This window comes from Kitasatospora sp. NPDC086801 (assembly GCF_044745805.1).
Classification (GTDB): domain Bacteria; phylum Actinomycetota; class Actinomycetes; order Streptomycetales; family Streptomycetaceae; genus Kitasatospora.
In genome coordinates, this window is sequence record NZ_JBIVAX010000075.1 from 1 (window position 1) to 11,528 (window position 11,528).

Here is an 11,528-nt window from a genome sequence, read left to right on the forward strand (position 1 = left end):
CCTCAGCACGGCGCCAGCCCCGCGATCTGCCGGAGGCGGCAAGGCCACACGTTCAGGCGACGACAGAACGGACTTAATCTCTCATTCCGCCCTCTGAACAGTCGTCAACTCACCCCGGCTGTCCAGATCCATCAACCGGGCTACGGCAGCTTCCCGCTCACCCCGGGCCACTGCGGCAGGCCGGTCCGGCACCAGCCCGGGCGGATCCAGATCCACCACCGCTCCCCCACCTGTCGACGGCACGAGACCCGCGAACCCTCGGAGCCGGCGGTCCCCTTTCAGCGGCAGGCTGTCCTGCGTCTCCCCGTTTCATCCCGACACGCCGCACGACAGCACACGATCGAAGGGAAGCTCCGCAGCCGATGTTTCACCGGACGCCGATCCCCCCACCACGGGCAGCAGCGTTCGGCTCCCGCTCTTCACCACCGTGGCGGGCCCCTTTCACCCATGCCCAGCGACCGCCCCCGGACACCGCGCACAGTGGCTTCGTCCTCGACAACGGAAGGCGCTGAGCGATGGGTTTCGAAGAGCACTGCGTACCGCGGGTCGGGAACTGAAAGCGCTGGAGCGTGCGGTCGTGCTGGTGAAGGCGTGGCCGGCGCCGGCTGAAACAGGTAGAGGATGCGCTTGCTGGTCGTCATGATCTGTACATGGAACAAGTCGTCGATCTTGATCACGCGGCCGTCGAAGTCGCCGAGCGCAGGGCAGATTGGGAGCGCCAGGGACTGGTAGTCGGGCACGTGACCTGGCGGGCCGAGGCCGCGTCGTGGCCACAGCGCCTTGAAACAGACCGGTCTTCGGTGACCGAACCCGACTCGATCGGCGTCCTCATCACAGGCCCCGGCGACGCACAGCTCTCGGTCGTCCTGTTCCGTGGCGGATGGGCCGACATCGACTTCATCGCGACCATCGACGACGCGGGAACGCTGCCGACCCCTGACATCGATTCAGCCCAAGCCTTCGGTGATCTTCTCGATCGCTGTGTGGCCCGGGTCTTCGGGTCGCAGGGCTCCGGGAGACAGAACACTCCGTAGAAGGATCTGGGCCTTCCTCAGCTCTCGATGCACGGTCACAAGCCGCGCCCCGAGGCCGGTGATAACGATCGGCGTCGGCTCTTCACCGCGATACAGCGGGACACTTCACCACGCACCCGGCTCCCCGGTTCACCATCCCTGGCTGACCGCAGCCGTGACCAGGGACAAGAACCCCGACCACTCCCGGTGAACAGCCACGCCGAGCCACTGAAAACCAAACGCCGATCATCAACGGCCCTCCAAACCGACACGGCGACCACCCTTCCAGACCGCCCAAAAAATCCCACCCCACGTCAACCCAGCAATTCCCGAAGCAGCACCACCAAACCGAACACCGGACCAGGACAGCGGCCTGGACGAACGGTCAGGGCGCAGCGGGCGGCAGAGCGGCCCAGGGGGCCAGGGCAGCCGGGACGGCGGCCAGGACCGACCACCAGGGCCTCCAGGGCACGGGCTTGGACGGCGCGGCCAAGCCCGGCGCAGCGGGACGGCCCGGCGACCGACCAGGACGACGCCCGGGCCCCAGCAGCGGCCGGGCAGGCGGGAAGCCGCCGAGGCCGGCGGACCGGGCAGCGGGGTGCAACACCGCGTTGCACCCGCACCCACCACCCGGCCGCCGAGCACCACCACCAGCACCAGGCCGTCGAGAAGGCCGGCCTTCCCGACCGTCACCACCGAGCAGCAGCCGCGGCCCCGCCCCGGCACCCTGTCGCACCCACCCTGTCGCGCCCAGACCACACACAGGGGATCAGGGGTATCCGCCCACGTCACACCACACGACACCACCCCATCGCGACAGGCCAACACGACAAGGGACGCGACAACCCGCCGACTACTCCCCAGCCGCCACCAGAGCAGCCTCCACGCCGGCCTGACGGCCACCCAGCCGTCCCGGACGGTGGTGCCAGCAGCCCGGACGGCGGCTCAGCGAGGCCCGGGCGGGGCCCCGGACGGCGGGACGGCACGGCAGAGCCGGGCCCAGCAGGCCCGGCCTGGCGGCCGACCAGAACGACGGCCGAGCCGGGCGCAGCAGGCGGGCAGGCAGGCGGGCAGGCAGGCAGGCAGGCGCCGGGGAAGCGGGGAGCCACCGAGGCCGGCGGCACCCGGCCCGGACATCGGGCCGGGAGAACGCGGCCCGGCCACCCCGGACGGCGGCCGCCCGACGGCGACCACCGAGAAGGGTGAGCAGCAGGCCCGCACGACGCCGGGCCCGACCCCCACCAAACCGAACACCAACCCCGCCACCACCCCCGGCCATCACAATTCCAACCCGAATTCACACCACCACCAGCAACCAATCCGCCAAAACAACCACACGGAATACCCAGCAGAATTCGCACCCGAAAATCCGCCCACAACACCCCACCGACCCCCGAGACGGCGCCGGCGGGGCACCGGACGGCAGCCACCACCACACACAGTCACCAAACCCCGACCCACACCAACCCCTGCCACCACCCCCAACAGGCACAACCAAAGGTCCAGACAATCAGCCATCCAGGGCCAAAACACGCCCACCACGACCAACAGGTCACACTCGACGGCCCCTCGCCGGGTGGAGCTTCGCGTGCAGCACCCGCTCCTCCCACCACGGATCGTCCGGAGTGGAGACCAGCGTGGCCACCTGCTCGCGCTTGGTCGGGACCGGCAGCATCAGCGGGCCCAAGTCCTTGACGGCGCGGGCCTGTTCGCACCGCGGGGCACTCCAGCCGGTCCCGGCCCGCCTTCTCCCGCAGCTCCAGCTTCGAGCCCTCCTTCCCGCCGATCGAGCCCCGGCACGTCCAGCACGGGCGCAGCGCGGCGTTCGCCTCCCGGGCGGCCTCCAGCCGTTCCTCGGCCTCCCGATCCAGGCGCTCCTCGCGGTCCTGGTGGCAGGGCCAGCAGCGGCCGCCGGGGCGGCGGGTCCACTCGATCTGTCCCTGGCGGCCGTACTCCCAGGCGCTCTCCTCCTCGGGAACGTCGCCGCGGTCGATGCAGGCCAGGGAGTCCATCAGCTCCTGGTGGGCCTTGTGCTCCTCGTCCTCGCGGGCGGCTTGGCGCAGGTCGTAGGCGGTGCGGTTGTTCGGGTTCTCCAGCGCCTCGACGAGGGAGTGCCGGCCCGAGCGGCCGAAGCGCCACCACACCGGCCCGAGCGGCCCGTGTTCGGCCAGCAGCTCCAGGGTGGTCGCGACGATGGGCACGGCGTCGTCGTACTCGCGCCAGCCGTCGTCGTTGTAGTCACGGACCTCCCTGCACCACCGGCCGCGCCAGCAGTCGACGGACAGGTCCGCGACGGCCCGCTGCCGGTTGGCCAGCGCGAGGGGTCCGGCGTCGGTGACGACCAGCGCGACCGGCGGGTACCCGGCACGGGTGTGACCGGGCCAGGTACGACGCCACCAGTGCACCCTACGGTCGGCCGGCTCCCGGTCGTAGAGGGCCGGGTCGTTGCCGCGGACCTTGGTGCGGAACAGCTCGCGGTACCGGGGGAACTTCGCGGCGACCCGCTCCGGCGCCATGGTGGAGCGGTCGACCTCGACCATCAGCACCGGCACCCCGACCTCCGGGGCCTGCCACACACCGTCCGGACGCACCTTGCGCCGCCCGCCCGGCAGCAGGAACTCGGTCTCGGTCGACCAGTCGGTCACGGTGCCCACCCCGCCCGCGGCCCCGGACGCGCTGCCGCCCAGGACGAACGCGGCGATCGTCTCGTTGACGGCCATCGCATGCTGGGCACCGGACCGGCCTGCGCCCCGGGCCGTGGAGCCCATGTCGGAGCGAGGCAGGCCGAGCACCTGACCGGCCGCCTCCAGTCCGGCCGTGCCCTCCAGCCGCCACGTCTTGCGCCGGTCCCGGGTGTTGCCGTCGGAGGCGACCAGGCCGTGCAACGCGAGATCGCGCAACGCCTGCCGAATCACGGTGTTCGACACCGCCCCGGGGCGCAGCAGCCGCTGGAGCTGATCGGCGGTGGCGACCTTGAGAACGCCGAGCGCACCGAGGACATCGGCCCGCAACGCGCTGGTCGAACCGTTCGGGTTCGCAGACCCGCGCCGGTAGGCGGTGCGGCCCAGCCGGGACGGCGGCAGCGGCGGTTCGACAGCGTCGGCCTCGAACGCGACAGCGCCACCTCTCGACAGCCCATTCGGGCACGAAGAGGCAGCGCCACAGCGTGGTTGCAACGCTACTCAGAGGACGGTCCGCAGGGCGACAGCAGCGGCGACCAGATCGTCAAGCCGGCGGAACTCCCTCTTGTCTTCCTCGGCCTTCGAGGACCATAGGAGGTAGGAACCGTCAGCTTGTTGCTGGATCAGCAGCTCACCCGCCTGTTCACGGTAAGCGTCCCTTGCAAGGCGTAGCGTCCACATCGAGAAGAAGGGGAACATCTCCGCGAGACGCGGCTCAGCGTGCAGCGCAGCGAGGAGATCCCGGTATTGCGTGAATTCCTGATTCTCAAGGAGAAGGTGCCACATCACGGCTTCCGGGTTCCCGTCCTCGTAGCCCTGGCTCAGCCTTGAGTACGTCATGAAGGGAAAGCTATCGGAAAGCTCCTTGAGTGTGGCCCCCTTCTTCCATGCTGCGATAACCCTGGCAGTCTCGACAATGTCAGCGGTAGTTCCACTGGCGGATGAGAGCAGTCCCCGGCCGCTGCCCAGCCAAATGACGAACCCGCGCTCTTCAAGTAGGACGTTCACTTTCATCCGCCTTCCGGGGGACTCGAATGCCGCGACCTGTGGCGTCCAGTCAACAACCGTCGGACGGGGTTCGTCTCCGAGACTGATGCCGTGTTCAGCGGCGGTTGCGCGGATCGCGGCTGTCAGGCCTTCGAACCGGCCGAGCTCCGGATAGTGCCCAGAGACGCTTGACGGGTCACCGCCGATCGCTCCGTTCATGTCGTTCATGGAAGTATCCCTCTCCACTTGCACTCAAGCGGGCTGCCCGCTTCCGGTAGTCGTCCCACCGGAAGCGGGCAGCCCACCAGGACCAAGGTCAGTCGGCCCACTCGAAGATCCAGGCCTTCTGCCATTTGGCTTCTTGCCATTTCGGTTCTGGGACGCTGATCAGCTTCCCGTCATCGTTGTAGAACTTGAACTTACTCCACGGCACCCTCTCACCGATCACTGTCCTGGCGATCCACGACATCTCCTCCTGGGTGGCCGTGGCGCTGGCCGCCGACCCGCCGAGGCCAGTCACTGCCATTTTCTCGAAGTCATTTTCCAGGAATCCCTTCATGCTGACGTGGATATCGACCGAAGGATCATCGATGGCCTTCCGGACGTGTCCTCTCCAGGTAGTCGAGAACTCCGGCTTCATGAAGTGCGTGAAGCCTTGCTGTTCGGCCCACTTGGCGGTTTCGGTCCACTGGTAGCCAAGTGCGACCGCGGTGCTGCAGTTGTGGACGAGGACCGGGGTGTCGCCCGCCAGCACGTAGAAGGTGTGGAGGTCGGCGACGGTGAGGTTGTAGGCGGCCTGGAGGCCCTCCCACTGCCTGGTCGCGCCGACCGTCGCCTGCCGGCCCGAGGGGGTCAGCAGAGAGTCTCCGGCCCGCAGATGCGAGGCATCAACCCAGACACGCTCGGAGGCGTTCCAGAACGGGTGGCCATTGGTGGCGGTGAGTGAGCCGCCCCCGGCCAGAGTTACGTCCGTGAACCGGCGGTCGTCGGACGTGTAGATGGTGGCGTCGACCCGTCGTGGCCCCGTCAGGGATGCGACGGGATCGCTTGAAAGGACTGTGTCGCCTGTTTGAACGGCCTCGATGGGTCGGGTGGAACCATCCCCCATGAGGACGGGCGTACCGGCCGGGAAGCTGTTCGGGCAGGTTGCGGGAGCCCGGGTGACCAGCTTCTTGACGAACTCGACGGCCTTCTTGCCCCAGTCTCCAAACTTCTTGCCCCACTGGACGAACTTGGCCATCGCCGCGCCGTCGCCAGCGATCGGGATCGCGCCCATGCAGGAGAGGGTCGCCTTCTCCTTCTGGCCCTCGATCGCGTAGTAGGCGCAGTTGATCAGGTCAGCGATGTCGGCGAGCCCGGGCGCGATGACTCCGCCGGCGCCTCCGATGACGTCGAGGGTGAGGTGGATGCTCTCGGAGACAAGGTGGTAGATGAAGCTGGCCTTGTCGTTCGCGTCCTTCTGCTTCTTGATCTCCTCCTCGATCGCCGAGATCTGGTCCTGCTTCTCCTTAGCGGCCTGCTCGTCAACGGCCTTCTGCTCGGCGGCCTCCTGTTGGCGCAGCCGCTCCGCCTCCGCACGTGCCTGTGCCAGGGCGTCGTTCTTGGCCTTCTCCTCGGCTTCGTGCTTGGCCTCGTAGACTCCCCAGGCGTCCTCGGAGGCGGCCTGGGCCGCCGTCGCGTCCTTGCCTGCGGCTTCGGCCGATGCACGGGCCGATGCGGCGGAGGCGTATGCGTCAGATGCTGAACGTCGAGCCGCGCCTGCCGATTGCTCGGCTCTCCTGGCCGAGTAGGTGGCCAAGGCTGCGTCGTGTCGGGCCGAGGTTTCGGCGGCTGTGGCGGTCTTGGCGGATCCGGCGGCCTTGGCGGCCGCAGTCTGGGCGGCGTCGGCGGCGGCCTGAGCCTTGGCGACCTGTTCGGTGGCGGTGTTGGCCGATTGCTGGGCGGCGACGGCGTAGCCGTTGGCCTCCGCAGCAGCGCCGCGGGCGATGGCGGCGACGCGCTGGGCCTCGGCGGCGGTCTGCTGGGCGGTGGCCGAGGCCGCGGCGGCCTCGGCGATCAGGCCGGTGACGTCCGCGATATGGACGGCCGCCAGGTGGTCCTTGCGCTTGGCTGTGTACTGGCCTTCGGCCACGAAGGAACGCAGATTCAGGACGGGGCCTTCGAGGGCGATCTTCGCCGCGGCCTTGAGCTCGGGCTCGGTGGACGGGGCGTCCTCGAGTCGGGTGGCGGTGACACGGTCGTCGGCGCTCTGCGCGTCCGCAAGGCCCTTGTCGAGGAAGTCGCGCAGGGCCTCGGGGGTGTTGGCCCGCAGCGTGGCGTCGGCGGCTGCCTTGACGGCGGGGCCGGCCTTGTCGCTGAGGCGGGTGATCGTCACCCGGTTGTCGGGGGCGGCGGCTGCGTACTGGTCGTTGGTCAGGAACGTAGTGACCTTGGCTGCGTCGCCGGAGTTGAGAGTGTCGTAAGCCGCAGAGCGGACGGCGGAGTTCTCGGAGTTGTAGAAGATCTGCCGGGTTTGTTCGCGGTCGTCCTGCGCCTGGGCGTCGGACCGTCCGGACTTCAGGTAGGAGACGATGGAGGCGTCCGGACCGGACAGGGCTGCTTCGGCGGCTTTCTGCCCCCAGGTGCCGGAGATCTTCCGGGAGAGGATGGCGAGCTTGCGGCCGTCGGTGGCGAGTTGCTCCGGGGTGGTGCCCGGCTGGTTGACGGCCTGGGAGAGACGTTCGGCCTCGGCCTTGGCCTTCTGGACCTCCTGACGTGCCTGGTCCGTCTCCGCCTGCTTGTCCGCGGCGTCGGCCTTGGCCTTGCGGGCCGCCTCGGTGGCGGCGGCGGTGCGGTTCGTCAGGTCCTCGGCCTCGGTGCGGCGGGCCAAGTCCTGGACCTCGTTGGCCTTGTTGACCGCGCTCTGGGCGTCCTTGGCGAATCCGGAGGCGGCGTTGGCGTGGTCGGTCGACTCCTGCGCGGCGTTGGCGCTCTGACCTGCGTGGTCAGCTGCGTCCCGGGCAGCCTGGGCCGCCGCGGCCGCGTGGGAAGCTGCGGACTTCAGGAGCTCCGTAGCGGCTTGGGCCTTCGCGGCGGCCTCTTCGGCCAGCTGCCGGGAGGCGGCGGCGGCGCGGCCGGCCTCCGCCGCCTGGCGGCGCGTCGCCTCCGCGGCGCGCTTGGCCTTGGCCGACTGCGCGCCAGCGCTGTCGGCGTAGGCACCTGCCTGGTCGGCGGAACCCGCTGCCGCGTCCGCGTTGAGCTTGGCGCCCAACGCGGCCCCTGCTGCGTCCTTGCTGCTCGTGGAGGCATGGTTCGCCTGGTCAAGCGCGCCCTGCGCCTCTGCGGCGATCTTGGCTGCTGCGGCGGCGGCATCGGCATCCACCCGTGCCTGGTGGGCCTTGCTCGCATCACCCGCGGCTGCGGCTGCGGAACTACGGGCACGCGCGGCGGCCCGTTGGGCGGCAGCAGCGGCAGCGGCGGCGTTCGAGGCCGCGTAAGCCGTGTTACGGGCGGAGGCGTTGGCAGCACGGGCGGCAGTGACGGCCGTCTGCGCCGCCATACCGGCACGCTCGGCCGCGCTGGCAGCCTTGTTGGCGGCCTCCGTGGCCTTGGCCTTGTCGTTGCCGGCCTGCTGGGTCTCGGACGCGGCCTGGGCGGCGGCCTCCATAGCCTTCTGCGCGTCGTGGACCGCCTTGTCCTTCGCCACGGTCGCGACGACCGTCTCCTGCGCTGATTGGGCGCTGGCGTCCTTCGCCTGCTGGGCCAGCTGCGCGATGCTCGCGCGCTCCTGGTCGCGGCTCTGCGCGATGTACTGCCCAACCGCGAGGAAGTCGCGTACGTCCTCGATCGTGCCATTGAGCGCGGCCCGCGCAGCCGCCTGGACGTTGGAGCCGCCCGTGCTGAGGATCTGGACGAGCTTGACCCGGTCGTCGGCATCCGTGGCGGTGAACTGGCCCTCGGTCAGGAACCGCTGAACGTCGTCGCCGTTGCCGCGCAGTGCGACATCACCGGCGGCCTGGAGACCCCGGCCCGCGCCCGTGGCCGGGTCGATGATCCGGGTCGTCGCGATCCGCTGATCGGTTTGGAGCGCCGACTGCCAACCGGTCTGCAGGAACGTTTGCAGCTCGGCGGCCGTGCCCTCGATCGCCTTGTCCGCGGCCTCGCGGACCGCTGGTCCGCCGAGGCTGGAGATCTGCGTGGCGGCAAGCAGGTCGTCCGAGTGCTGAGCCCCGACCAGGTCGCTCTCCAGGAACCGCTTCACGTCATGATCGGAACCGGCGAGCGCGGCCTCGGCGAGCGCATGAACGCTGGAGCCACCGGTGAGCCACGCCTGCACCGCGCGCTCGCGGTCGCTCAGCTGGACCTGCCCGCCGGTCGGGTCGGCTCCAGTTACGACAACGCCCTGGCCGAGAGCCTGTGGCAGAGCCTCAAACGAGAAGCTCTGTTCAGGACGCTGTTCTCCACGATGGAGCAGGCCCGAATGGTGATCCTGCGATGGCTCACGTACTACAACGCAAGGCGACGCCACAGCGCACTGGCCTACCTCTCCCCGATGGAGTTCGAACAACAGCAACGCACGACGGCTAAACTCTCACTCGCGGCGTAAACCCCTGTGTCCACAATCCGGGGGTCACCTCAAAGAGGACGGGTACGCCCTCTTCTGCCTTTTCCTTGATGACCTGGGCCATGTCCTGGACGGCGAAGGGGTCGAGTCCCGAGAACGGCTCGTCGAGGATGAGGACGTCGGGGTCGTGTACGAGTGCGGCGGCCAGTTGGACACGCTGGCGGTTGCCCAGGCTGAGTGTGTCGACGGTCGAGTCACGGCGGTCGGCGAGATGTAAGCGCTCGGTCCAGTTCATCATCGCTTCGCGAGCGTCTTTGGTGTTCAGGCCGTGCAACTGGGCCAGGTAGATGAGGTGCTTGGCAACTGTCATCTTTGGGTAGAGGCCGCGTTCTTCCGGCATGTACCCAAAGCGGGCGCTGGAGTTGACGTTCACGGGTTCGCCGCCGTAGCGGACGTCACCCTCGTCTGCCTGGAGGACGCCGACGGCGATCCGCATCGTGGTCGTCTTCCCGGCTCCGTTGCTGCCGACGAATCCGAAGATCTCTCCGGGCGGTACAGCGAAGGAGAGCGAGTCGAGGGCTTGGCGTTCTCCATAGCGCTTGGACAGCGCGTTGATCTCCAGGGGTTTCACGTCCGGTCTCGCTTCCTGGGTTCTGTGAGGGTGTGGCGGTGCCGCGTCGCGGTTCCCAACCGGCCCTTCTTCAGGTCTGGTTGGCGCTCGCAGGTTGCGACTCCAGGGTCGGACCCCTCAAGTTGTTTCCAAGAGGCTAGCACTTGAAAATCAGGAAAGTACATGCGAACCTGGCAAACATGGATGCAGAAAGCGCCCGACATGACCTCGAGCAGGCCCGCCGGTCCTACGACGCCTCAGCACAGCCCCGACTGCCGCGATGGGCCCCGCCCATCTGCGGACTCCTGGTCGGTGGCGCCATCGCGCTCGCCGGCGCGGGCCCCGCCAGCGGCTGGCTCAAGCTCGCCACGGTCGCCGCAGGAATCCTGTGTGCCCTGGCCGCGGCCCAGCTCCTTCTGCGGATCCGGAGCCGACAGGGCATCACCGGATTGCGTGGACCAGCCCGCGAGAAGTGGAGGACCGTGGGCATCTGCTGCATCGCCATCGTGGTCTCCGCCCTGGCATCCTCTCCGAATACCCGCTGGATCTACACTGGCCTGGGCGTCGTCGTGGGCATCTACACCTGGGTGGCCTTGCAAAAGCAGGTTCGCGCGTGACAGACGAAGACGACCTGGACGATGCCTTCCGGACGGCCAACCGCCTTCGGATGTCGGCCTTCCTCTCGGGTTGCGACGAAGCGGAGTTCCGGGCCGTCCAGGACTACTGCAGCCTGTCGCCCTCGAACCTGTCGAAGAATGTCGCCGCGCTGGAGGAGCTCGGCTACCTATCGGTCCGCAAGGGCCACGTGGGGAAGATCTCCCGCACCTGGCTGTCCCTCACCGACCAAGGCCGCCTGGCCCTCGCAGGGCATCTGGCAGCCCTACGCCACATCGCTGAAACCGCAGCGCGCACGGGGCGCCAGGCCCACCCGTAAGGGTGGGTGACGGCGCCCCGCGCACATCTGCACTGGTCAGCAGGCGATGTCGTACGTATGGGCGGAGGCCAAGAACGACGCGACGGTCAGGGAGACGATCTCGATCGTGGCCGGCGCGCTGTCCAGGACGTCGGCGGAGAGCTCCGCGGCGTCGGTGTAGGCGGCGTACCCGGCGATGAGCTTCTCGTTCATGAGATTGACCTCTCGTGTGACTGAGGAGAAGGAAGCCGAGTCCTTTCGGCTGCCTCGTCTGACGGGGAGAAATCTGGCACGGCCGCTACGGGGTGTCGACGACCCGGCCGATGCCCTGTTTAGGGAGGAACCCGTCTCATCTGCGGGAACCTACGGTGATCGGCAACCTGGCTCATTCCTTTGGGAGCGGGCCGAGGACCCCGATCGTGCGGAAGACGGTCGGAAACGCCACGGTGCGGTTCCCAGAAGCGAGGAACCGCACCGTGTGGTGAACGTCAGCGGGCGGCGAGGGGACTCGGGGCGTGTGCCCCCTTCGACCGCCAGCGCCGGACGACTACCGCGTTCAGCAGCCGTGGTCGAAGGTGGCCGCGACGCTCACGCCGACGGAGGCGGCGGTGACGGCCCAGCTGACGGTCTCGATCGTGGCCGGCGCGTCGCCCAGCGAGGTCGAACCGAACTCGTCGGCGTCGGTGTAGTACTCCAGCTGTAGATCGCTCTTTGGGCTGCTGGTGCCTACGCTTTCCGCGGTTTGCGGCGCTTGCCCCAGCTGCCGTGTGGCCGGTTCCGG

The 11,528-nt window shown here is 68.8% G+C and carries 10 protein-coding genes; 4 read left to right on the top strand and 6 right to left on the bottom strand.

Annotated features, from left to right (window positions below; all coding sequences use genetic code 11):
• Window positions 1–650 precede the first annotated feature (650 nt).
• Complete coding sequence (locus ACIPLC_RS37485; RefSeq protein WP_400477545.1) at window positions 651–1,034, top strand: hypothetical protein; 384 nt, start codon at window positions 651–653, stop codon at window positions 1,032–1,034.
• A gap of 1,421 nt (window positions 1,035–2,455) precedes the next feature.
• On the opposite strand, the gene ACIPLC_RS37490 is transcribed toward ACIPLC_RS37485, so the two are convergent.
• From ACIPLC_RS37490 to ACIPLC_RS37500, 3 genes are all read right to left on the bottom strand, one after another.
• A complete protein-coding gene (locus ACIPLC_RS37490; protein ID WP_400477546.1) occupies window positions 2,456–4,024 on the bottom strand; it encodes a replication-relaxation family protein in 1,569 nt (522 codons plus the stop codon).
• A gap of 171 nt (window positions 4,025–4,195) precedes the next feature.
• Complete coding sequence (locus tag ACIPLC_RS37495; protein WP_400477547.1) at window positions 4,196–4,909, bottom strand: DUF6193 family natural product biosynthesis protein; 714 nt, start codon at window positions 4,907–4,909, stop codon at window positions 4,196–4,198.
• A gap of 88 nt (window positions 4,910–4,997) precedes the next feature.
• Entirely contained in the window at window positions 4,998–8,996 is a 3,999-nt protein-coding gene (locus ACIPLC_RS37500) for a polymorphic toxin-type HINT domain-containing protein (RefSeq protein WP_400477548.1), read from the bottom strand.
• On the opposite strand from ACIPLC_RS37500, the gene ACIPLC_RS37505 reads away from it, so the two are divergent.
• On the top strand, window positions 8,925–9,266 hold the full coding sequence (locus ACIPLC_RS37505) for an integrase core domain-containing protein (protein WP_400477549.1): 342 nt from the start codon (window positions 8,925–8,927) through the stop codon (window positions 9,264–9,266). The two genes, ACIPLC_RS37500 and ACIPLC_RS37505, sit on opposite strands and share 72 nt — an antisense overlap.
• Here the strand turns inward: ACIPLC_RS37505 and ACIPLC_RS37510 are convergent.
• Window positions 9,244–9,855, bottom strand: coding sequence for an ABC transporter ATP-binding protein (locus tag ACIPLC_RS37510; RefSeq protein WP_400477550.1), 612 nt, complete (start codon window positions 9,853–9,855; stop codon window positions 9,244–9,246). The two genes, ACIPLC_RS37505 and ACIPLC_RS37510, sit on opposite strands and share 23 nt — an antisense overlap.
• A gap of 179 nt (window positions 9,856–10,034) precedes the next feature.
• Between ACIPLC_RS37510 and ACIPLC_RS37515 the strand changes: the two genes are divergently transcribed.
• Window positions 10,035–10,451: a hypothetical protein gene (locus ACIPLC_RS37515; protein ID WP_400477551.1), complete on the top strand. Its 417-nt coding sequence runs from the start codon at window positions 10,035–10,037 to the stop codon at window positions 10,449–10,451.
• Entirely contained in the window at window positions 10,448–10,768 is a 321-nt protein-coding gene (locus ACIPLC_RS37520) for a transcriptional regulator (RefSeq protein ID WP_400477552.1), read from the top strand. Before ACIPLC_RS37515 ends, ACIPLC_RS37520 begins: the two co-directional genes overlap by 4 nt.
• 36 nt (window positions 10,769–10,804) lie before the next feature.
• Here ACIPLC_RS37520 and ACIPLC_RS37525 read toward each other — a convergent pair whose 3' ends face one another.
• Complete coding sequence (locus ACIPLC_RS37525; protein WP_400477553.1) at window positions 10,805–10,960, bottom strand: LxmA leader domain family RiPP; 156 nt, start codon at window positions 10,958–10,960, stop codon at window positions 10,805–10,807.
• A 343-nt stretch (window positions 10,961–11,303) separates the two neighbouring features.
• Window positions 11,304–11,528 (bottom strand): hypothetical protein (locus ACIPLC_RS37530; protein ID WP_400477554.1); only part of this gene is annotated, 225 nt, incomplete at its 5' end.